Annotated in this window: 21 protein-coding genes and 1 tRNA gene; 5 read left to right on the forward strand and 17 right to left on the reverse strand. The window is 71.2% G+C overall.

The features are described 5' to 3' along the window. Window positions 1–32: 32 nt before the first annotated feature. The 3 genes from ABD213_RS03620 to deoC form a co-directional block, all read right to left on the reverse strand. Complete coding sequence (locus ABD213_RS03620) at window positions 33–2,807, reverse strand: ExeM/NucH family extracellular endonuclease (RefSeq protein WP_344324421.1); 2,775 nt, start codon at window positions 2,805–2,807, stop codon at window positions 33–35. Further along, window positions 2,804–5,029 (reverse strand): bifunctional metallophosphatase/5'-nucleotidase, encoded by a 2,226-nt coding sequence (locus ABD213_RS03625; RefSeq protein ID WP_344324424.1) that lies wholly within the window; start codon window positions 5,027–5,029, stop codon window positions 2,804–2,806. Before ABD213_RS03625 ends, ABD213_RS03620 begins: the two co-directional genes overlap by 4 nt. Window positions 5,030–5,309: 280 nt before the next feature. Next, entirely contained in the window at window positions 5,310–6,029 is a 720-nt protein-coding gene (deoC, locus tag ABD213_RS03630; RefSeq protein ID WP_344324427.1) for a deoxyribose-phosphate aldolase, read from the reverse strand. 83 nt (window positions 6,030–6,112) lie between these two features. On the opposite strand from deoC, the gene ABD213_RS03635 reads away from it, so the two are divergent. Continuing rightward, the gene (locus ABD213_RS03635) at window positions 6,113–6,718 is read left to right on the forward strand and encodes an ATP-binding protein (protein ID WP_344324430.1); all 606 of its coding nucleotides are present in this window, start codon (window positions 6,113–6,115) and stop codon (window positions 6,716–6,718) included. Between the two features lie 18 nt (window positions 6,719–6,736). On the opposite strand, the gene ABD213_RS03640 is transcribed toward ABD213_RS03635, so the two are convergent. The 9 genes from ABD213_RS03640 to ABD213_RS03680 form a co-directional block, all read right to left on the reverse strand. Continuing rightward, window positions 6,737–7,849: an adenosine deaminase gene (locus ABD213_RS03640; RefSeq protein WP_344324433.1), complete on the reverse strand. Its 1,113-nt coding sequence runs from the start codon at window positions 7,847–7,849 to the stop codon at window positions 6,737–6,739. Next, window positions 7,846–8,307 (reverse strand): MaoC family dehydratase, encoded by a 462-nt coding sequence (locus tag ABD213_RS03645; protein ID WP_344324436.1) that lies wholly within the window; start codon window positions 8,305–8,307, stop codon window positions 7,846–7,848. Before ABD213_RS03645 ends, ABD213_RS03640 begins: the two co-directional genes overlap by 4 nt. Before the next feature lie 9 nt (window positions 8,308–8,316). After that, complete coding sequence (locus tag ABD213_RS03650; RefSeq protein WP_425546019.1) at window positions 8,317–9,600, reverse strand: thymidine phosphorylase; 1,284 nt, start codon at window positions 9,598–9,600, stop codon at window positions 8,317–8,319. A 2-nt stretch (window positions 9,601–9,602) separates the two neighbouring features. Beyond that, on the reverse strand, window positions 9,603–10,772 hold the full coding sequence (locus ABD213_RS03655) for a cytochrome P450 (protein ID WP_344324442.1): 1,170 nt from the start codon (window positions 10,770–10,772) through the stop codon (window positions 9,603–9,605). Further along, window positions 10,772–11,200 (reverse strand): cytidine deaminase, encoded by a 429-nt coding sequence (locus ABD213_RS03660; RefSeq protein WP_344324445.1) that lies wholly within the window; start codon window positions 11,198–11,200, stop codon window positions 10,772–10,774. Before ABD213_RS03660 ends, ABD213_RS03655 begins: the two co-directional genes overlap by 1 nt. Beyond that, window positions 11,197–12,450 carry an ABC transporter permease gene (locus tag ABD213_RS03665; RefSeq protein WP_344324448.1) on the reverse strand — a complete coding sequence of 418 codons (1,254 nt, stop codon included), beginning with the start codon at window positions 12,448–12,450 and terminating at the stop codon, window positions 11,197–11,199. Before ABD213_RS03665 ends, ABD213_RS03660 begins: the two co-directional genes overlap by 4 nt. Further along, window positions 12,447–13,559, reverse strand: coding sequence for an ABC transporter permease (locus ABD213_RS03670; protein ID WP_344324451.1), 1,113 nt, complete (start codon window positions 13,557–13,559; stop codon window positions 12,447–12,449). The genes ABD213_RS03665 and ABD213_RS03670 overlap by 4 nt, the downstream gene beginning before the upstream one ends. Next, entirely contained in the window at window positions 13,556–15,121 is a 1,566-nt protein-coding gene (locus tag ABD213_RS03675; RefSeq protein WP_344324454.1) for an ABC transporter ATP-binding protein, read from the reverse strand. The genes ABD213_RS03670 and ABD213_RS03675 overlap by 4 nt, the downstream gene beginning before the upstream one ends. 92 nt (window positions 15,122–15,213) lie before the next feature. Continuing rightward, a complete protein-coding gene (locus tag ABD213_RS03680) occupies window positions 15,214–16,266 on the reverse strand; it encodes a BMP family lipoprotein (protein ID WP_344324457.1) in 1,053 nt (350 codons plus the stop codon). A 206-nt stretch (window positions 16,267–16,472) separates the two neighbouring features. Here ABD213_RS03680 and ABD213_RS03685 point away from each other — a divergent pair, with 206 nt between their 5' ends. Further along, complete coding sequence (locus tag ABD213_RS03685) at window positions 16,473–17,105, forward strand: SAF domain-containing protein (RefSeq protein ID WP_344324460.1); 633 nt, start codon at window positions 16,473–16,475, stop codon at window positions 17,103–17,105. A 94-nt stretch (window positions 17,106–17,199) separates the two neighbouring features. Continuing rightward, window positions 17,200–17,580, forward strand: coding sequence for a large conductance mechanosensitive channel protein MscL (gene mscL, locus ABD213_RS03690; RefSeq protein ID WP_344324463.1), 381 nt, complete (start codon window positions 17,200–17,202; stop codon window positions 17,578–17,580). A gap of 14 nt (window positions 17,581–17,594) precedes the next feature. Here mscL and ABD213_RS03695 read toward each other — a convergent pair whose 3' ends face one another. The 4 genes from ABD213_RS03695 to ABD213_RS03710 form a co-directional block, all read right to left on the reverse strand. Beyond that, complete coding sequence (locus ABD213_RS03695) at window positions 17,595–17,792, reverse strand: hypothetical protein (RefSeq protein WP_344324466.1); 198 nt, start codon at window positions 17,790–17,792, stop codon at window positions 17,595–17,597. After that, entirely contained in the window at window positions 17,773–18,597 is an 825-nt protein-coding gene (locus ABD213_RS03700) for an NAD-dependent epimerase/dehydratase family protein (RefSeq protein ID WP_344324469.1), read from the reverse strand. Before ABD213_RS03700 ends, ABD213_RS03695 begins: the two co-directional genes overlap by 20 nt. Window positions 18,598–18,658: 61 nt before the next feature. Next, window positions 18,659–19,459, reverse strand: a complete 801-nt coding sequence (locus ABD213_RS03705; protein ID WP_344324472.1) for an HAD-IIA family hydrolase — start codon at window positions 19,457–19,459, stop codon at window positions 18,659–18,661. A 40-nt stretch (window positions 19,460–19,499) separates the two neighbouring features. Beyond that, a complete protein-coding gene (locus ABD213_RS03710; RefSeq protein ID WP_344324475.1) occupies window positions 19,500–19,805 on the reverse strand; it encodes a hypothetical protein in 306 nt (101 codons plus the stop codon). A gap of 113 nt (window positions 19,806–19,918) precedes the next feature. On the opposite strand from ABD213_RS03710, the gene ABD213_RS03715 reads away from it, so the two are divergent. Beyond that, window positions 19,919–19,991 (forward strand) — tRNA-Arg (locus ABD213_RS03715). A 60-nt stretch (window positions 19,992–20,051) separates the two neighbouring features. On the opposite strand, the gene ABD213_RS03720 is transcribed toward ABD213_RS03715, so the two are convergent. Continuing rightward, window positions 20,052–21,206, reverse strand: coding sequence for an IS481 family transposase (locus tag ABD213_RS03720; protein ID WP_344324478.1), 1,155 nt, complete (start codon window positions 21,204–21,206; stop codon window positions 20,052–20,054). 523 nt (window positions 21,207–21,729) lie between these two features. Here ABD213_RS03720 and ABD213_RS03725 point away from each other — a divergent pair. Then, window positions 21,730–22,017: a tyrosine-type recombinase/integrase gene (locus tag ABD213_RS03725; protein WP_425546012.1), complete on the forward strand. Its 288-nt coding sequence runs from the start codon at window positions 21,730–21,732 to the stop codon at window positions 22,015–22,017. The last annotated feature ends 32 nt before the right edge of the window (window positions 22,018–22,049 follow it).

The raw sequence follows: 22,049 nt of genomic DNA on the forward strand, positions 1-22,049 counted from the left end.
CCGGGCGGACGGGGTCTCGGAGTCCACCGCCGCTATCGCGCCACGCGGTGGATCAGCGACGACGGCGCCGTCCGTCGGTCGCCGGAGTAGGTGAGGCGGCAGTCGACGCCGCTTCTCAACCCAGCGACGTACACGGTCGCGCGGCCGTCGCGGACGATGCCGAACCCGACCGGCAGGAAGCCGCGCTGCACGACGACGAGACCGGAGTCGACCACTCGACCCGGTGTGTCGACGGTGACCGCGAGGCGACCGAGGAGGCCGATCCTGGCCGACTCGACCGTGATCGTCGACGGCGACCGACCCGGCTCGGGCTCCGGTCCCGGGTCCGACGTGGTGGAGAACCCGACGACGACGGGATCGTGGTCGCTGGCCCGGAACACCGACGCGTCGTAGAGGTTCGTGACGTTCCCGTTGAACCGGCTGTACTCGCGAGCCACCGACTCGACGGCGTTGATGTTCCAGATCGCCGCGTCGGTGACACGCTCGAAGCCCGCCTCGGAGACGAACACGTGGTCCAACGAACCGACCCGTCCACCGAAGAGGTAGGTGGCTCCCGCGTCGAGCTCGCGCGGAGCGTCCACGAACCCGGCGTCGCGGATCACCTCGACAGGGTCCTCCCGGCTGTAGGAGTTGAAGTCGCCGGTGAGGAACGTCAGGTCGGTCCCGGCGGCCTCGGCGCGCTCTGCGGCGAACGTCGTCAACGCCTGGGCCTGACGGACGCGCGAGGCGTTCGACGCGCCTTGGCCGTCGCCGGCGTCGGCGTCCTCCCCCGTCCCCGAGCCCTTGGACTTGAAGTGGTTGTTGATCACCACGAAGTCGTCGTCGGCGCCGGCCCCGACGGGTCGGAAGGTCTGCGCCAGGGGGTCACGGGCGTTGTCGAAGGCCGGGTCGTCGAGGATGACCGACTCCCCCACCGTCTCGATCGCGTCGGTGTCGTGGATGAACGCCGTGCGGATGACGTCCTCGGGCTGGGGCACGTCGGCCGGCGAGGCGACCACGCTCCACCGCTCGCGGCCGGCGTCCTCGTTCAGCGCTGCGACGAGCGCCCGCAGCGCCGTGTCGCGGTCGATGCCGAACGCGGCGGAGTTCTCGATCTCCTGCAGGGCGACGACCTCGGCCTCGAGGCTGTTGATCGCGGCGACGATCTTCGCCTCCTGGCGGGCGAGGTTGGCGTCGTCGGCCGCTCCGCGCGGCCCGACCCCGGTGCAACGGTTGACGGTGACCGGGGCGCCGGCGCGGTCGGTGTAGTACGTGCACGTGCCCAGGCCGTTGGCCTCGTAGTCGGCGCCGGTCGTGACGAAGTAGTTCAGCACGTTGAAGGCGGCGACCTTCACGTCGCCGTCGACCGACGGGGCGGCGCTGCGGGTCGAGCCGAACGTCGCCGGCTCCTCCTCGGCCGTCAAGGGTGCCGTCGGCTGCAACCGCCACAGTCCGAACCGGAAGTCCAGGATCACGGGGTCGGTGACCGTGACCGGCGCCCCGACGCGCACCTCGTTGTCGGGCCGCAACCACGGCGCGGGCTCGTTGCGCGCGGTGCCGGACAGGAAGTTCGTGCCGCGGCCGTCGTCGAGCGTCACGAGCCTGCGCTCGTTCTCGGCGACGAGGGCCCGGTAGGCCTCCGTGCCGGGTCGCTCGACGTCGGTCGGCTGCGGCAGCGCCGTGGTACCGGAGGCGAGACCGATCTCGCCGTACTGGTGGGTCGAGTAGTTGTCGGTCACGGTGAGGTCGCCGACGGGCGCGACGAGCATGCTCTCGAGCCGCTCACGCTCGGCGGCGTCGAGCGGGAGGGCCAGCTCGGTGGCCTTGACGGACGCAGCCGGTTCGTCGAGGACGCGGTAGCGCTCGTCGGCGACGACGCGGGTCAGGCCGAAGGACTCCTCGACCACGCCGACGACCTCTACGTGGTCGCCCACCTGGACGTCGCGGGCGAGGTCGAGCGAGGAGACGAACACGGCGTGCGACGCCGTGAGGTCGTCCAGGTCCTCGCCGCCCGTGCCGGCGGTCTGCAGGTACACGCCGTCGAAGCCACCCGTGGGGTAGGCCGCGGTGACGACACCCGTGGTGACGACGGTGTCGCCCTGCACGGGGCTGCTCGCGCCAGGACCCTGGATCTCGGCGATCTGCATCGGCGTCGGGTCGACGGGCTCGGCCGCCTCGGGGTCGCACGCCGCGCCGCAGGGCGTGGGCGTCGGTGCTCCCGCCGTGAGGTCGGCCGCGTTGTCGTCGGTGTCGCGACCCTCGGTGCGGTTCAACGACGACGTCACGGAGTACCCGCTCGCCGGCGCCGCGCCCTCGAAGGTGGTGGACGCGCCGTACCCGACGAGGTCGACGAGGTCGTCGGCCGCGAGGACCGCGTCGCGGTCACCCTCCAGGGCGGTGCCGGAGCTCACGAGGGCGAGGGTGCCCCCGTTGGTGTTCCCGGAGAACGCGATGGAGGACGAGACGTCGGGGGTCGGCAGCACCTCGCCGTTGGCGGCGTTGCTGTTGCCGCTGACGAGCAGGGTGCCGCCGGCGGGGACGCGCCGGTCGCCCAGCGGGATGACACCGGTGAAGCGCGAGGTCGAGGAGTAGGCGCGGTACTGCACTGACCACCCGGAGACGTCGACGGCCTCGTCGGTGGGGTTGTGCACCTCGACGAACTTGTTGCGGTACGTCGCCCCGGCGCTCCCACCGTTGAGGTAGGCCTCGGAGATGACCAGGCCGGACCCGTCAGGAGCGGCCTCAGCCGAGACGCCACCCGCGACGAGTGCGCCACCGGCCACGGCGACGGCGAGCGCGCTCGCCGTCAGCGACCGAAGGCGCCTCATCGGAAGAGTCCCAGCACGCGGACGTCGACCGTCGTGCTCGACGGGGCGTAGGTCTCGTCGCCGAGGTAGCGGACGTCGAGGCTCTGGCGTCCGGTGCCGAGACGTCGGCTGTCGACGATCACCAGGGCGACGCCGCCACGGACCGTGGCCGCGGCCAGGCGGGTCTCGCCGGAGTGGACCTCGATCCGGCCGGTCGCCCGGCCCTGGTCACCGTCGACCCGGACGAGCACCGGGACCGGTAGGCCGCGGACGGTCGCCGGGAGGGCGTCGGCCTGCACGCGCGCCGGTGCCAGGACCTCGTCCCCCGCCTCGATCGTGATCGGCAGATCGGCGACGGTGCCGCTAGGGGTGGCCTCGACCCTCAGGACCGCGTCACCGGACACGCCGCCGGGCAGGGTGAGCTCCGGGCTCGAGGCGCCACCGGCGACCGGCGACGTGCCGAGCGGGGTCTCCTCGTCGCCCTGGACCAGGGTGAGGCTCACGTCGGTGTTGGACGGGCTGCCGAGCGACGTGAGGTCGAGGTTCGGCAGCTCGAAGGAGACGGTGTCACCGGCTTCGTAGGTGTCCTGGAGTCCCTCGACACGGACGGCGTGGCGGGCGAAGTCCGGGGAGAGCGGCTGGTTCTCGCGCAGGTACGTCGACCACGCCTCGAAGTCGAGGACGCCGGTGTCGACGGCCGTCCCCTCGGTGAAGGCACGGAAGTTGTCGCCCCCGCCGGCCAGGAAGGTCGGCACGGCGACGCGGTAGGAGCCCGACGGGTCGATGGGCTCGCCGTCGACGCGAAGCGACATGATGCGGTCGCCCTCGGGACGGGTGGGGTCGAAGGTGTAGCGCACGTTGTCCGACGTCCCGAGCTGCAGGTAGGGGCGGGACGGAACCGCTCCGGCGGCGTCGCGCTGCCACTGCTGCTCGAAGACCGTCTTCAGCGACGCGCCGGTCATGGTGACCGAGCTGAGGTTGTTGACGAACGGCAGCACGGCGTTGGCCTCGGCGAGCGTCACGACCCCAGGACCTCCGTCGCCCTCGACCAGCAGGTCCGCGCGCAGCCCGCCGGGGTTGACGACGGCGAGGTCGGCGCCGGCCGGCATCCGGGACACCTGGTCGAAGGTCGCCTCGGCGACGAGGTTGCCGAGGGTGGACTCGCTCGCGCGGTCGTCACGCGCTCCGTTCGCGAAGGCCGTCGTGATGTCGGCGGTGATCTCGCCGACCGGCTCGCGGCCGATCTCGTCGGCCAGGGCGATCGCCTCGTCGACGACGTCCTTGACCTCCTTCACGCGCGGGAAGGCGTTGACGAGGTCGGTCGGCGACGTCGTGGTGCGCGGCACGATCTCCGCGGCGTGGGCGGCCACGTCACCGGAGTCGGGATCGATGCTGAGCGTGACCTCGGCGATGTTCTCGCCGAAGCTGCCGGCCTGGACGACCGGACGCGAGCCGCCGCCCGCGACGGGGGCGTCGAAGGCGTAGACCTGGTGGGTGTGGCCGGTGAAGATCGCGTCGACGGCGGGGTCGGTGTCCTCGACGATGCTGCGGAACGCCTCGCTGGCTCCGACGGCGGCCTCGAGCGTCGCGCCGGCGCCACCCTCGTGGTACTGCGCCACGATGACGTCCGGCGCGTCGGGCAGGGCCTCCAGCTCGGCCACGGCGTCGTTCACGGCGTCGACGGGATCGGTGAAGGTGATGTCGGCGACGCCCGAGGGACTGACCAGGCTCGGGGTCTCCTCGGTGACCGCGCCGATCACGCCGACGGTCAGGTCGCCGACCTCCACGACCTCGTAGGCCTCGAGGGCCGGCGAGCCGTCGGCGTTCCGGACGTTGGCACCGAGGATCGGGAAGTCGCTCGCCGGGATCACCCGGTCGGTGAGGTCAGCGAACCCGCGGTCGAACTCGTGGTTGCCGACGGCGCTGGCCTGCAGCCCGAGGGCGTTGAGGACGTCGATGGTGGGTTGGTCCTGCTGGACCGAGGAGGCGAACAGCGACCCGCCGATGCTGTCGCCGTTGGACAGCAGCAGCGTGGAGTCCTCGCCGGCTGCCGCGCGGCGCTCCTCGATGGTGCCGGCGAAGGCGACGGTGTTGGCGTCGATGCGCCCGTGGAAGTCGTTGAAGCCGAGCACGGTGATGTCGACCGGTTCGGCGGCCGAGGCGGGCGAGACGGTGAGCAGGGCGGCGGCGGTGGCCAGGCTGAGGGCAGCAGCGGCACGACGCATGAAGGAGGGGGCAGTCACGGTGTTCCTCGAGTCGGTCGGACGGACCGGTCCGGGGACTCCGGGGACGGAGGACGACGTCGAGACGCGCCTCGACGTCACCGTCGAGGATCACGGCACTGCAGGCCCCCCGAGCACCTGGCGGTGCCGGACCAGGAACGATCACACCTCACCAGCCACGGCCGCGTCAACGGTCGGTCGGTGACGAGGCGGTGTCGATCCGGTGAAGTTCGCCGCGCCTCGGACCCGTCGTCGATCCACGGGAGGGCCGGTCGAGCGCGACGGGCTCAGCAGGTCGGGCTCAGTAGGACGAGGTGTCCTCCGCGCCCGTGGGCGCCTCGCCCTCGTGGCGCGCCTGCAGGTCGGCGAGGATGACGTCGGACGCGCTGGTGCCGAAGCGCGTCGCCCCGAGGTCGGACAGCTCGAGCAGGGTGTCCAGGCCTCGCACGCCTCCGGACGCCTTGACCTGCACCGACTCGCTGACCGCGCCGCGCATCAGGGCGATGTGGTGCGCCGTCGCGCCGCCGCCGGCGAACCCGGTCGACGTCTTCACGAAGTGGGCGCCGGCACGTTCCGCGGCACGACAGCCGGCCACGACCTGGTCGTCGTCGAGCAGGGCCGTCTCGAGGATCACCTTGACGACGTGACCGTCCGCCGCGTCGACGACGGCCCGGACGTCGGCCTCGACGTCGTCGAGCATCCCGCTGCGGAGGCGGCCGATGGAGACGACCATGTCCAGCTCCACGGCACCGTCGGCGAGCGCCTGACGCACCTCGGCGACCTTGCCGGCGGTCGACGTCGTGCCGTGCGGGAATCCGATGACGGTCCCCACCGCGACCCCGCTGCCATCGAGGCGAGCGACGGCGTGGGCGACGTCGGACGGGCGGACGCACACGCTGAACAGCCCGAGGCGGCGGGCGACGTCGAGCTGGGAGTCGACCTCCTCGAGGGTGAGCTCGGGCTTGAGGATGGCGTGGTCGATCGTGGCGGCCACGGCAGCGACGGACGGCAGGCTGGTCATGCGTGCAGCCTATCGACGAGCCGGACGGGCCCCGCCGACGACGGCCGGCCGCGCCTCCTGCGGCCCCCTCTAGGATCGTGCGGGTGCAGGAGACCGAGCCGGACGACGGGCCCGTCCTCGCGGCCGGCCGGGTGGTCGTCGTGGCCGGGCCCTCGGGCGTGGGCAAGTCCCACCTCGCGGAGGTCCTGGGCTGGTCCGTCCTGCGGCTCGACGACTTCTACCGCGACGGAGACGAGCCCGACCTGCCACGGTCGAGCCTCGGGATCGTCGACTGGGACCACGTGGCCTCCTGGTCGGCGAGCGAGGCCGTGGGGGCGATCGCCGAGCTCTGTGTCTCGGGTCGGGCGGACGTACCCGTGTACGACCTCGCGGCGTCGCGCCGGACGGGGACCCGCGAGGTGACGGCGGGATCACGGTTCATCGCCGAGGGACTCTTCGCACCGGCCGTCGTCGCCGCGTGCCGCGACGCCGGCCTGCTGGACCGCGCGATCTGTCTGCGTCGTCCGGCCCTCGTGACGTTCGCGATGCGGCTGGCGCGCGACCTGCGCGAAGGTCGCAAGGCCCCGTGGATCCTGGTGCGACGCGGGTGGCGCCTGATGCGCGCGGAGCCGGCGATCGTGCGTGCCGCCGTCGAGGCCGGCTGCGAGCCGATGTCACCGCGACGGGCGCGTCGCGTGCTCAGGGGGTGAACGACGGCGGCAGGCGTCTCACAGCGCGGCGTACCGGGGCTTGATGACGTCGTTGATCAGCGCGAGGCGCTCGTCGAAGGGCAGGAAGGCGCTCTTCATCGCGTTGACGGTGAACCAGCGCAGGTCGTCGGTGCCGTAGCCGAACGCATCGACGAGCAGCTGCATCTCCCGGCTCATCGTCGTGCCGCTCATGAGACGGTTGTCGCAGTTGACGGTGACGCGGAATCCGAGGTCCTTGAGCAGGCCGATCGGATGGTCCGCGACGGATCGCATGTTGGGCACTGCCGATGTCTGCAGGTTCGAGGACGGGCACATCTCCAGCGGGATGCGCTTGTCACGGATGTAGGAGGCGAGTCGGCCCAGTCGCGGGCCGTCGGCGGCGGCGAGGTCGATGTCGTCGATGATGCGCACGCCGTGACCGAGCCGGTCGGCGCCGCAGCGCTGGATCGCCTGCCAGATCGACGGCAGCCCGAAGGCCTCCCCCGCATGGATCGTGAAGTGCGCGTTCTCGCGGCGCAGGTACTCGAAGGCCTCCAGGTGCAGGATCGGCGGGAACCCGTCCTCGGCGCCGGCGATGTCGAACCCGCAGACGCCGCGGTCGCGGTACTGCACGACGAGCTCGGCGATCTCCAGGCCGTGCTGGGCGTGGCGCATCGCGGTGAGCAGCTGCCCGACGACGATCGGCGTGCCCTCGGCACGTGCCTCCGCGCGGCCCTCGTCGATCCCTGCTTGGACGGCCTCGACCGTCTCCGGCAGGCTCAGCCCGCCCGCGAGGTGCTGCTCGGGCGCCCAGCGCAGCTCGGCGTACACGACGCCGTCGGCGGCCAGGTCGAGCACGGACTCCTTGGCCACGCGCGCCAGGTCCTCGGCCCGCTGCATGACCGCCACGGTGTGCTCGAACGTCTCCAGGTAGCGAGGCAGCGACCCGGAGCTGGCCGCGTCGGCGAACCAGAGGCCGAGCTGGTCCGGTGCGGCGGGCAGCTCGTGGCCGATCTGCTCGGCGATGTCGGCGACGGTGGCCGGCCGCACCCCGCCGTCGAGGTGCTCGTGAAGGGCGACCTTCGGCGCGCGCAGCACCTGCTCGGGGGTGGCGGGTTTCGCGGTCGTGGCACTCGTGGACGTGCTGGTCATGATTGAGCCTCCATCAGCAGCGTGACGGTCTCGGCGACGCACGCGGGCTTGTCCTGGCCCTTGATCTCGATCTGGTGCCTCAGCGTCACCTGCTGACCCCGCTCGAGGTCCTTGACCTCGAGCACCGAGACGCGGTTGCGGATCTTCGAGCCGACGGTCACCGGCGAGATGAAGCGGACCGTGTTCAGTCCGTAGTTGACCCGCGCGACGTCGCCCGCGAAGGCGTAGACCTGCGCCCCGAGGAACGGCAGGAGCGACAGCGTCAGGTAGCCGTGGGCGATCGTCGCGCCGAACGGTCCGTCGGCGGCCCGCTCGGGGTCGACGTGGATCCACTGGCGGTCTCCCGTGGCGTCGGCGAAGAGGTCGATGCGCTCCTGCGCGATCTGCAGCCACTCGCTGACGCCGAGCTCCTGCCCCTCGGCCTGGGCGATCTCCTGCGCGTCGTTCAGCACTCGCATGCCCCGACCCTAACCAATGCGATCGATGACGACGGACTGCTCGGGAGCGGAGCCCGTGCCCACGACCAGACCGCCCTCGAGAGCGGCGAGCGCTCGGCCGAAGCGTTCCGGCGTGTCGGTGTGCAGAGTCAGGAGCGGATCGCCGGCGGACACCTCGTCGCCGGGACGGACGTGGAGCTCGACGCCCGCGCCGGCCTGGACCGCCTCCCCGGGACGGGATCGTCCTGCTCCGAGGCGCCACGCAGCCAGCCCGACGGCCATGGCCTCCACCTGCTCGACGGTGCCGCTCGTCTCGGCCGTGACGACGTGCGTCTCGCGCGCGGTGGGCAGAGCGGCGTCGGGGTCACCGCCCTGGGCGCCGATCATCCGGCGCCAGACGTCCATGGCCCGCCCGTCGGCGAGCGCGTCGGCCGGGTCGACGTCGTCGCGTCCTGCGGCGGCCAGCATCTCGCGGGCGAGGGCGAGCGTCAGCTGCACGACGTCGTCGGGCCCGCCGCCGGCGAGGACCTCGATCGACTCGCGCACCTCGAGGGCGTTGCCGGCCGTGAGGCCGAGCGGGACGGACATGCCGGTCAGCAGGGCGACGGTCCGGACGCCGGCGTCCGTGCCGAGCGCCACCATCGTCTCGGCCAGCTCGCGGGCGTCCGCCTCGGTCTTCATGAACGCCCCGGAGCCGACCTTCACGTCGAGCACGAGGGCACCGGTGCCCTCCGCGATCTTCTTGCTCATGATCGAGCTGGCGATGAGCGGGATCGCCTCGACCGTGCCCGTCACGTCGCGCAGGGCGTAGAGCTTCTTGTCCGCCGGGGCCAGTCCGGCGCCGGCGGCACAGATGACCGCGCCGACGTCCTCGAGCTGGGCGAGCATCTCCTCGTTGGAGACGTCCGCGCGCCACCCGGGGATCGACTCGAGCTTGTCCAGGGTGCCCCCGGTGTGCCCGAGACCGCGCCCGGACAGCTGCGGAACGGCCACGCCGCAGGCCGCGACGAGCGGCGCGAGCGGCAGGGTGATCTTGTCGCCGACGCCTCCCGTGGAGTGCTTGTCGGCGGTCGGCCGGCTCAGGCCGGAGAAGTCCATCCGCTCGCCGCTGGCGATCATCGCTGCCGTCCAGCGCGCGATCTCGCGGCGGTCCATGCCGTTGAGGAGGATGGCCATGGCCAGCGCAGACATCTGCTCGGGGGCGACGACGTCGCGCGTGAAGGCGTCGACGACCCAGTCGATCTCGTCGTCCTGCAGCGCCTGACGGTCCCGCTTGGCGGCGATGATCGCCGGGGCGTCGAAGGGCTCGTCGATGATCATGTCAGGGTCACCTCGATCGACTCGAACCCGCGCAGCACCCAGGTCGGACGGCGCGGCGCCCGACCGCTCAGGGCGAGGTCGGGGAACCGCTCGAGCAGCTGTCGCACGGTGATCTCGAGCTCCAGCCGGGCCAGGGGCGCGCCCAGGCAGAAGTGCAGACCGAGACCGAACCCGACGTGCGGGTTGGGGCTGCGGCCGACGTCGAACGTGTCGGCGGCCGCGAAGACGTCGGCGTCGCGATTGGCCGAGCCCATGAGGCACGCGACCTTCTCCCCCGCCCGCACCGAGGCGCCGGCGACCTCCACGTCGACGGTGGCCGTGCGCTCGAACATCTGCAGCGGGGCGTCGAAGCGGATCATCTCCTCCAGCGCCGTGGCGACGTCGACCTCGCCCGACCGCACGCGGTCGAGCTCGGCGGGGTGTGACAGCAGCGCGTGGATCCCGTTGCCGAAGACGTTGACCGACGCCTCGTGCCCGGCGTTCAACAGCAGGACGACGGTGGCGACGAGCTCGTCCTCGGAGAAGCCGCGCCCCTGCTCGCGCTCGGCGAGCAGGTCGGTGACGAGGTCGTCACCAGGTTCGCGACGACGACGCTCGACGACGTCCCGGACGTAGGCGGCGAACTCCTCGCTCGCCGTCACCGCCGCCTCGCGGACGGACGTGTCGACACCCTGCTCGTACATGTGGACGATCGCCTGGGACCAGTCGCGCAACCGCTCGTGATCCTCACGCGGGACCCCCAGGAGGTCGGCGATGACGAAGACCGGCATCGGCTCGGCGTAGGACGCGAGGATGTCGACGGGGGCGTCGGTGGGCAGGTCGTCGAGCATCGACGCGGCGAGGTCCTCGATCCTCGGTCGCATGCGCTCGACGTGCCCCCGACCGAACGCCCCGGCGAGCAGCTTGCGCATGCGGGTGTGCTCGGGCGGCTCGTTCTCCATGAGCTGGTGGCGGTGCAGCGCGTTGAACGGCTCCATGTGCTCGGCCGGTTCCCAGTCCGTCCAGAGCCTGCCGAGCCGTCGGTCACGCAGGACCGCGGACACGGCCGCGTGGGTCGTGGCCACCCACCGTCCGTCGTCGGCGCGCAGCATCGGGCCGGCGCCGCGCAGCTCCGCCAGGAGCGGGTACGGGTCGACGACGAGGGCGGCTGCGGAGAGGTCTGGCATCACTGGTCCTCCAGGTCGTGCGCACCGAACGCGCCGGGCAGCACCTCGCTCATGGGCCTGACCCCGGACGGCGTGAGCAGCTCCATGGTGGGGCCACCGTTCTCCCACAGCAGCTGGCGGCAGCGCCCGCACGGCATGAGGGGCTCGCCCTTGCCGTCGACGCACGCCACGGCACGCAACCGACCTCCACCGGTGGCGTGCAGCGCCGAGACCAGACCGCACTCCGCGCAGAGCCCGAGACCGTAGGAGGCGTTCTCGACGTTGCACCCGAGGACGACGCGGCCGTCGTCGACGAGACCGGCCGCTCCGACGCGGAACCGCGAGTAGGGGGCGTAGGCACGCTCCATGACCTGGGCAGCGTAGGTGCGCAGGGACTCCCAGTCGACGGGGTCGTCGGCACCACTGATGCCGAAGGGCACGTTGGTCATCCCGCCGACCCCTTGCGGTAGGGCTTGCCGTCCGCGGCAGGCATGCGAAGCCGTTGCGCGAACAGGGCGAGCACGAGCAGGGTGGTGACGTACGGCGTCATGCCGGTGAGGTCCTCCGGCACGGAGTCGGTGAGGACGTACCAGAGTGCGACGACGACGCCGAGCACGGCGGCGACGAGCGCGGACTGCCGTCCGTGCTGGCGCCACTGCCACAGCGCCAGGCCGATGAGTCCGATCGCCACCAGCAGCAGCAGCCCGTGGACGGAGTCCCCGCCGCCGCGCAGACGCAGCGTGTCGGTGTAGCCGAACAGCCCGGAGCCGGCCAGCAGGCCGCCCGGTCGCCAGTTGCCGAAGATCATGGCGGCGAGACCGATGTAGCCGCGACCTCCGGTCTGGCCGTCGCGGAAGCCGTTCGCGGCCACGAGGGCGAGGAACCCGCCGGCGAGACCGGCGAAGGCGCCGGACGTCGCCACGGCGATGAACTTGTAGCGGATGACGTCGACGCCGAGGGTCTCGGCTGCGGCCGGGTTCTCCCCCACCGAGCGCAGGCGGAGCCCGAACGTCGTGCGCCACAGCACGTACCACGTGAGCACGAACAGGCCGAGACAGATCAGCGTCAGCACCGAGAGGTTGGAGACGAACGAGCGCAGCAGGGCGGCGAGCTCGGAGACGAAGAACCACTGGCGCTGCTCCAGGGACCCGAGCGGGTCGGCGAGCGCGGGGATCGAGATGCTCGGCAGGTCGTCGACACGCGGCGACTGCGTCTGGCCGCCGCCGGGGACGCCGCTGAAGGAGAGCACGGCGAGGTACTGCACGACGCCGAGGGCGATGATGTTGACCGCGACGCCGGAGACGATGTGGTCGACGCCGAAGAGCACCGTGGCGACGGCGTGCAGCAGACCGCCGGCGATGCCGAACCCGATGGCGCCGAGCACGCCCTCCCACGGCCCCCAGAAGTAGCCGAAGTAGCCGGCTCCGAAGGTCCCGAGGATCATCATGCCCTCGAGGCCGATGTTGACGACGCCCGCGCGCTCGGCCCACAGACCCCCGAGCCCGGCCAGTCCGATCGGCATGGCCGCGATCAGGGTGGCCCGCAGGGTGCCGGAGGAGCTGAGGTCACCGGTGCCGGTGACGATGCGCAGCAAGGAGAGCAGCACGAGCAGCAGGGCGAACCCGAGCAGGACGTAGGGCAGGCGCAGCCGTCGCCGCGGAGCCTTGACGGTGGTGGTGCCGGTGACGGCGACGCTCATGGCGACGCCTCCTCTCGTGAGGTCGAGCGCTCGGCCTCGAGGGCGAGCGCCACCTGGCGCTGCTCGAGGCGGACGCCGTAGCGGCGGACGACCTCGTAGGCGATCACGACGGTGAGCACGATCGTGCCCTGCGTGATGCGGACGATGTCCGGGGAGACGTTCTGCAGGATCTGCAGCGGGTTGGACTGCTCGTCGAGGTAGGCGAACAGCAGGGCTCCGAGCGCGATGCCGACCGGGTGGTTGCGCCCGAGCAGCGCGATGGCGATGCCGGCGAAGCCGAGCCCGGACTGGAACGTCGAGCCGTAGTTGAAGGCCTGCCCGAAGAGGATCGGCATGCCCACCAGGCCCGCGACGGCACCCGAGAGCAGCATCGAGACGAAGATCATCCGCTTGGTGTCGATGCCGGAGGCCACGGCTGCGCTCTGGGACAGGCCGGTGGCCCGCAGGTCGAAGCCGAAGCGGGTGCGGTTGATGACCACCCAGTAGGTGATGCCGACCAGGACGGCGACGACGACGAACCCGTAGACCTGGTTCGGCGAGTCCGGGAAGACCGAGAATCCCGGGATCCGGCTGCCTTCGGGGACGTCCTTGGTGGCGGTGATGTTGGACCCGGGGTTGTCGACGGCCGCCTTGCGGAGCAGGTAGGCGACGAGCGCAGTGGCGATGGCGTTGAGCATGATCGTGGAGATCACCTCCGACACGCCTCGCGTGACGCGCAGGATCCCGGCGATGCCCGCCCACACGGCACCGACGGCCATCGCGGCCATGAGCGCCAGGAGGGTGTTGAGGTAGCCGGGCAGGAACGCCTCGCCGGCCACGACCGCGGCGGCGAAGGACGCCACGCGGTACTGGCCGTCGACGCCGATGTTGAACAGGTTCATCCGGAACCCGATCGCGACGGCGACGCCGGAGAGGTAGTAGACCGTGGCGGCGTTGACGATGTTCGTCAGCCCGCGGGCCTGCGGCGGACTGAGGATCTGGCCCCACACGCCGGTGACCGAGTCGCCGGCCGCGAGCAGGACGAGGCTCGTGATGAGGAAGGCGCTGAGCAGGGCCAGGAGCGGTGCCGCGAGGCCGAGCCCGAGACGCTTGAGACGGTTGTCGGTCACGCGGGGGACGCTCCTGGGTCGTCGTCGGCGGCCCCGGTCATGGCCGAGCCGAGCTGCTGCGGGGTCACCGAGGCGGGGTCGAAGGTACCGACGAGCCGACCGCGCAGGATCACCTGGATGGTGTCGGAGAGTCCGATCAGCTCGTCGAGGTCGGCCGAGACGAGCAGGACCGCCAGGCCCTCGCGACGGGCGTTCTTGATGTGGTCCCAGATCGCCGCCTGCGCCCCGACGTCGACGCCTCGGGTCGGGTGGGAGGCGATGAGCAGGCTCGGGTCGCCGCTCATCTCTCGCCCGATGATGAGCTTTTGCTGGTTGCCGCCGGAGAGGGCTCGCGCGAGCACGTCGATGCCCGGGGTGCGCACGTCGTAGTCCCGGACGATCCGCTCGGTGTCGGCGCGGGCTCCGCCGCGGCTCACGAACGGCCCGCGGACGTTCGGCTCGCGGGTCTGGTGCCCCAGGACTCGGTTCTCCCAGAGCGGGGCGTCGAGCAGCAGGCCGTGCCGGTGGCGGTCCTCGGGGATGTAGCCGATGCCGGCCTCGCGTCGACGGCGGGTCGAGAGCCCGGCGAGGTCCTGACCGGAGAGCTCGACCGATCCCGTGGCGCCGGGACGCATGCCCATCACGGCCTCGACGAGCTCGGCCTGGCCGTTGCCCTCGACACCGGCGATGCCGAGGATCTCACCGCGGTGGATGGTGAGGTCGATGTCCGACAGGAGCGGACGTCCGCCGACCGCTGCGGGAAGCGTGAGGTCACGGACCTGCAGCACCGGCACGTCGGTGACCGTGGAGGTCTCGGTCGTGGGGCTCGGGAGCTCGCTGCCGACCATGAGCTCGGCGAGCTGGCGCGACGTCACGCTCTGCGCCGCCACCGTGTCGATGGTGGTACCGCGCCGCACGACGGTGACGGTGTCGGCGACGGACAGGACCTCGTCGAGCTTGTGGCTGATGAAGATGACGGCGAGACCCTCGGACTTGAGCTCACGCAGGTTGTCGAAGAGCTCCTCGACCTCCTGCGGCACGAGCACGGCCGTCGGCTCGTCGAGGATGATGATGCGCGCCCCGCGGTAGAGGACCTTGAGGATCTCGATGCGTTGACGGGCCCCGACGCCGAGGTCCTCCACGAGCGCATCGGGATCGATGTCGAGGCCGTAGGTGGCCGAGATGCGGCGGATCTCCTCGCGCGCGCCGTCGCCGATGCCGTGCAGCTTCTCGGCGCCGAGGACGACGTTCTCCAGCACGGTGAAGTTGTCGGCCAGCATGAAGTGCTGGAAGACCATGCCGACGCCCGCGGCGATCGCGTCCGACGGCGAGGAGAGCGAGACCTGGCGTCCGTCGATCTCGATCGTCCCGGAGTCGGGCTTCTGGACCCCGTAGAGGATCTTCATGAGCGTCGACTTGCCGGCACCGTTCTCCCCCACGATCGCGTGGACGGTGCCGCGGGCGACGTCGATGTCGATGTCGTGGTTGGCGACCACGCCGGGGAAGGTCTTGCCGATGCCGCGCAGCCGGACGACGACGTCGGTGGCGTCCGCGGAGGCGGCCGCTGCGGAGGGGGACGACACGGAGGGGACTCCTGGTGGATCGGGCGGTGCGGGCACGACGACCGCGGCCCGGCCAACGCTACTGCGTCGAGCCGAGCCGCGGCCAGGGGCGATCAGGAGGTCGGGACCTCGATCTCGCCGTCGATGATCTGCTGCTTGTACTCGTCCAGCTGGTCGGCGATGTCGTCGACACGACCACCGGTGGTGGAGTAGCCGACGCCGTCGACCGAGAGGTCGTAGACCGTCGGGCCGGTGGCCGGCTCGCCGTCGTTGACCGTCTCGAGGAAGCTGAAGACGGCGACGTCGATGTTCTTGAGCATCGAGGTCAGGATGACGTCCTGGACCGACTCGTCGGCAGTGAGCGCCTGGTCGGAGTCGACGCCGATGGCGAAGGCGTCGCCGGCGGCGGCGGCCTCGAAGACACCACCACCGGAGCCACCGGCGGCGTGGTAGACGACGTCGGCGCCGTTGTCGATCATGCCCTCGGCGGCGGTGCGACCGGCGGCCGGATCGGCGAACCCGCTGAAGTCCGGCGGCTGCGTCAGGTAGCGGCTCTGGATCTCGATGTCGGGGTTGACGGCCTCGGCCCCGGCGACGAAGCCAGCCTCGAACTTCTGGATCAGCGGGACCTCGACGCCACCGACGAAGCCGATGTTGGCGCTCTCGCTCTTGAGGGCGGCGGCGGCGCCGACCAGGAAGGAGCCCTGCTCCTCGGCGAACAGCAGGTTCGTGATGTTGTCACCCTCGACGCCGTCGTCGACGATGGCGAAGTTGACGTCCGGGTTGGCCGCGGCGACCTTGCCAACGGACTCCGAGTAGGCGAACCCGACGGCGATGACCGGGTTGAAGTCGGCGTCGACGAGCTGCTGGAGGCGGTCCTCACGGGCGGCCTCGGGCTCGCCGTCCTGCGCCTCGGCGGTCTGGATCTCGAAGCCCAGCTCGCACTCGGCGCGGTCGAGGCCGGCGGCGGCGGAGTCGTTGAACGACTGGTCGCCGCGTCCGCCGACGTCGAAGGCCATGCCGACCTTCATGCCGTTGGACTCGACGCAGTCCTCGCCGGACCCGCCGGCGCTGTCGTCATCGTTGTTGGTGTTGGCGCAGCCCGCTGCAGCGAGCACGAGCGCAGCCACGCCGGCTGCGGCACCGGCCTTGGTGAATCGACGCAAAGTTCCTCCTGGTGACGTGGCCGGGGTGCCCGGCACCACCGCACCCTAGCCGCGGGCCGGGGCCACCGGCACCGGCCTGAGCAGATTGGCCGGGCCCGTAATCGGATTGTCACCTGGGAGCCCTTCGGAGCCCGTGGACGGCCCCTGTGGACGCGCCCTGTGGACGGGCACTGCCGCCGGGTCGGTGGCGGTCCTAGCGTGGCGCCATGGATCGCCTGCGTCGCGTGTTCTTCGACCACCGCCGTCTCCTCGCCAGCGTCCTGGTCGCGTTGGCGGTCCTGAGCGCGGTGTCGGCCGTGCGCGCCGACGCTCCCCCGTCCACCGGTCTACTCGTCGCCGCCCGCGACCTGCCCAGCGGGAGCACCCTGGCCGCCGACGACGTCACGGAGGTCCGGGTGGATCCGCGGGCCGTGCCCGACGGGGCGACGACGTCGGCCGACACGCTCCCTGGCTCGCAGGTCGCCGGACCGATGCGTCGGGGCGAGGCGTTCACCGACGCCCGCCTGCTGGGTCCGGGCGTGCTGAGCGGTCGTCCCGCCGGGACCGTGGTGGCGACGGTGCGGGTGGCCGACCCGTTGGAGGTCCAGGCGCTGTCCGTGGGTGACCTGGCGGACGTCGTGGCCGTCACCCGGGCCCGCGACGGTGCCGGCGCACGGGGCGTCGTGGTGGGTGAGGGACTGGAGGTGGTGGCCACGACGACCGACACCGGTGACCCGACGGCTCCCGCGACGGTGCGGGTCCTCACCGACCGCGAGGGCGCCGCCGCTCTCGCTGCGGCGTCGGAGGACGCCCGGCTCAGCGTCGTCGCGACCGCCCCGACCGGGATCGGGCAGCAGTAGGGACCTTCGCGTGACCGCGCCTGCTGTCCCGCACTACGCTCGGCGGGCGGGGCGCGACGGTCGTGCCCGCCGGACCAATCAGAGGGGACACACCATGATCCAAGGCTTCAAGGACTTCCTGCTGCGCGGGAACATCATCGACCTCGCGGTCGCCGTCGTCATCGGGGCCGCGTTCACCGCACTCGTCGGCTCGTTCACGAGCTCGTTCATCGAGCCGATGATCGGTCTGGTCGCCGGCGGGGGCGAGACCGGCGGATCATTCATCGTCAACGGTCAGGAGTTCACGTACGGCGCCTTCATCACGGCCGTCATCACCTTCCTGATCACCGCGGCCGTCGTCTACTTCGTCTTCGTGATGCCGATGAAGACGCTCAACGAGCGCCTGAACCGGGGCCAGGAGCCCGAGCCCGAGGGCGTCTCCGAGGACATCCAGCTGCTGCGCGAGATCCGCGACGCGCTCAACGCTCGGCCCTGAGGCCGAGTCCGCGGTCAGGAACCGTGGTGCGGGGGGACGTCGCGACGCAGCTCGTCGTCGCGGTCCCCCGCCCCGCGGCCGGTCTGCTCGTCCGGTGCTGGCAGGTCGTCGGTCGTCGACGACGGCAGGAGGTCGCCGAGCAGCGCAGCAGCGCGCCGACGACGTTCGCGCTCGGCGACCTCGTCGGACGGCTCAGGCGTCGACGAGGGCACGGTCGAACCAGTCGGGCGTGAGCTTGGGATGGGCCGGGTGCCAGCCGGTCCGGTCGCCGAACCGCTGCGAGGAGACCCGCTGCGAGCGCGTGAGCATCTCCAGGCGTCGCCCCCCGAGGCGATGGGTGAGCGGACTGTGGAACCTCGGGCCGCGACGCTCTCCCGCCAGCGCGTGCTGCTCGGCGAGATCGTGGCGGCGGGTCGGCTCGGCGCCGACGTTGTAGGTGCCGGGCGGGGCCGTGACGGCTGCGACGACCGCGGCGGCGGCGTCCTCGAGGTGGATCAGGTGGATCCACGACTGCGGGTCGCCGAACCCGGTCGGTCGCCCCGATCGTGCGCGCCGCACCATCCACGCGGTGTGCTGGGTGGGGCCGACGACCCGACCGAGCCTCAGCACGACGTGCTCGCCGCCGTCGCGCCCGAACTGCTCGGCGTTGGCCTCGGCGATCACGAACGGCTCGGTGGCCTGCGTGAGGTCGATCGTCGTGAACTCGTCGATCCGGTCGTCACCGGAGTCGACGTAGAGCACGCTGCTGCTGCACTGGACGAAGCGTGGGACGCCGGCCCGCCGGGCTGCGTCCACGAGACGGTGCGATCCCTCGGCGAGGTGGCGGTCGTGGCGACGCCACGCGCCGGGGGCCAGCGCTGCATGGCCCACTGGCTGGGGCGGCGCGAGGGACACGACGACATCGCATCCGGACATGCTCTGGTCTCGGGGGTCGGCGACCTCGTGGCCGGCCGAGCGGAGAGCGGCGGCGGCCGGTGGGCCGAGCGTTCCGCGGTCTCCGATCAGGAAAACCTTCACGTCATCACTCCGTGTCGTCCTCGCCCGCGCCCTGGGGGTGACGGGCACGGACGGACCGAGTCTACCGTTGCGCGTGCAGCTCCCTGACCAGTGGCACGACGTCGGCGATCGAGTCGACGACCCGCGTCGGACGGTACGGGAACCGGTCGACGCGTTCGGCCGCGGTCGAGCCGGTGAGCACCAGGACGGTCCTCAGGCCGGCCTCGAGCCCGGAGAGGACGTCGGTGTCCATGCGGTCGCCGACCATCACGGTGCTCTCGGAGTGCGCCTCGATCTCGTTGAGGGCGCTGCGCATCATGAGCGGGTTGGGCTTGCCGACGAAGTACGGCTCGACACCGGTGGCCTTGGTGATCAGTGCGGCGACCGAGCCGGTCGCCGGCAGGGAGCCGGTGGGCGACGGCCCGGTCGGGTCGGGGTTGGTCGCGATGAAGCGTGAGCCCCGCTCGATCAGCTGGATGGCGCGGGTGATGGCCTCGAAGGAGTAGGTGCGCGTCTCCCCCAGGACGACGTACTCCGGGTCACGGGTGGTCATGACGTAGCCGACGTCGTGCAGCGCGGTCGTCAGCCCTGCCTCGCCGATCACGTAGGCCGAGCTCTCGGGACGCTGCTCGGCGAGGAACTGCGCCGTGGCGAGGGCCGACGTCCAGATGGCGCCCTCGGGCAGGTCGATGCCCGCGGCACCGAGGCGCGCACGCAGGTCGCGCGGCGTGTAGATGGAGTTGTTCGTGAGCACCTGGAACGGCAAGTCGAGCTCGCGCAGCGTCGCGATGAACTCCGCGGCCCCGGGGATGGCGCGCTCCTCGTGGACGAGGACCCCGTCCATGTCGGTGAGCCACGCGTCGACCCGCTTGGTTCCACTCACGTTGAGACCACCCTCTCGTACCGGACCCGTCGGTCCGATCCTACGGCGCCAGGTCGGTCGGCTCGCCGGTGCGCGGTGTCGTCGCTGGTGGCGTCCTGCGGCCGATGCGTGCCGCGCCGGGGTCGATCTCCCGCACGACGTGGTCGACGAGGATCGCATCGTCCTCGGTCTCGCACCGCACGACGATCCGGGGGCCGGCGGCGTCCTCGATCCCGAGGGCGTGCACCCCGAGCATCGCCGCGGTGCGGAAGTCGTCGAGGACCGCCTGCTGCTGCCGGTCCCCGCTGAGGCGGTACGTGAACGAGCGCGCGACAGCACCGGGCGGGCGGTCGTCACTGGCGCTCATGGGCATCCTCCGGGGGAACTGGCCCCGACGCTACGCCGCTCGCGTGTCGTGCGCACGCCTTCGAGGTCACTGCTTGGTGACGACGCGCCGACGACCACTACGCTGGGGCCGTCGCCCCCGTAGCTCAGGGGATAGAGCAACGGTTTCCTAAACCGCAGGTCGCAGGTTCGAATCCTGCCGGGGGCACCGTGTGATGTCTCAGGACATCGCGGACAGCCGGACCCACGAAAGTGGGTCCGGCTGTCGTCATTTCTGGGGTTGGTAGTCGGGGTCGATGGTGAGCTCTCGAAGGAGTTCTCCGGTGGTGGCGTTGACGATGCGGACTTGAAGGTCCGCGACGAGCAGGATGACGTGGGTTCGGGCGTGGGTTCGGCCGATGCCGATGTGGTGCAGGCGGCCGGCGATGCGCAGGGTGACGACGCCGCTGGTGTCGATGCGGTCGTGGCGGATGCGGGTGTGGGTCTGGGCGTCGCGGGTGGTGCCGGGCAAGGCTTTGGGCAGGGTGTCGTAGCGGGCTGCCGGGGTGGAGCGGTGCGGCAGGGAGCGGTGGGGCCGGTGGTGGTTGTAGTGCTCGACGAAGTGATCGAGCAGCCTCTGCAGGTCGGCGATCGCGACAGGCTGGACGGGTTGGGCGCGAAGCCATTTCTTGAGGGTCTGCTGGAAGCGTTCGACCTTGCCCTGGGTGGTGGGGTGGTTGGCGCGGCCGTTCTTCTGGATCACGTGCAGGCGACGCAACCCGGACTCGAATCCGTTGCGTCCGCCCCGTCCACCAGAGAAGCGGGTGGTGTAGACCATGCCGTTGTCGGTGAGGGTCGAGGCTGGGATACCAGCCTCGGCGACGGCTCGGCGGAACTGCTCGACCACGATCAGGCCGGTGACGCGTGGGTGGGCGGCGACTCTGATGGCCTTGCGAGTGCAGTCATCGAGCCAGGTCAAGATCTCGACGTCGGTGCCGCCGGTGAGGCGGTAGTGGGTGAAGTCGGACTGCCAGGTCTCGTTCGGCAGGGACGCCTCGAATCGATGCAGAGCCGACTTCGGCTTCTTCTTCGGTTCGGGAGTCACCAGCCCTTGACGGTGCAGGATCCGCGCCACCGTGGCGCGTGAGACCTGGACGTCATGGTGGTGCTCCAAGTGCCAGACGATGGTCTCTGGCCCGGCGTCCAATCCCTGCTGGGACAGTCGTGCGCGGAGCTCGACGATCAGCGCGACGACCTCAGCAGGCGTCGCCCTCGGAGAGGTCCTTGGACGCCGGGAGCGCGGCTCGAGAGCCGACTCGCCCTCCTCGCGGTGACGAGCAAGCTCATAGACCCACGAACGCGACACGCCATAGGTCTTCGCGACCTCGGCCGGCGTGCGGCCCTCCAGGACGACAGCGGTGATCACCAGACGGGCTTTGGTCACTCACGGAGCATCGACAGACTGTCCGGGATGACGTGAGACATCTGTCCGGTATGTCTTGAACCAGCACACTGCCGGGGGCACGCGTGACGAAGAATCGAATCGGGGCCCTCGTCGCCGTCGTCAGCGTTGAAGACTGGACGACGCCAATGAGCACGTCCACTTCCTCGCCGTCCACGAGGTCAACGTGCTGGCCGAGGCTGTCCAGACCGCTGGACTCGCTGCGGACAAGCGCAAGGGCATCCGAACCGGACGACCTCAAGGCCGAAGGCGACGCCGTCATGATCCGCTTCATGGCCTGGACTGGACTTCGCCGAGGTGAGATTGCCGGGCTCCGTGTCCGCCACCTCAACCCGCTACGCAACACCGTACGAGTCGACGAGACAGTAGTCCGGAGCAAGAACGCCGGGTCGGTCGTTGAGACGCCGAAGACCTCCCGCAGCCGCCGCACCGTGCCGGTGCCGCCCACGCTGATGCGGCAGGTCCTGGACTTCACACAGCGAGGGGCAGTGAGCCTGACGACTACGTGTGGGGTCGCGGCTCGCAGCCGCGCGACATGGCGAGCTTCTACCGTCGGCGCTTCACGCCAGCGGCTCGCGCCGTGGGGCTCGCACCCATGCGCGTTCACGACCTGCGACACACCTACGCCAGCCTCATGTCTCACCAGGGGCATCGAATGGTTGAGATCTCTCGCTGGATGGGCCATGCCAACGTGGCGTTCACGGCTCAGACCTACACGCACCTGTTCGAGGACGCGGAGAACGAGGCCGAACGCAGCGCTCGCCTCGACGCGGCGTTTCGGGGTACGCAATAACGTCACCTTCCGCTACTAGGCTCGGATGACGA

It is taken from the genome of Aeromicrobium halocynthiae (genome assembly GCF_039531385.1).
Classification (GTDB): domain Bacteria; phylum Actinomycetota; class Actinomycetes; order Propionibacteriales; family Nocardioidaceae; genus Aeromicrobium; species Aeromicrobium halocynthiae.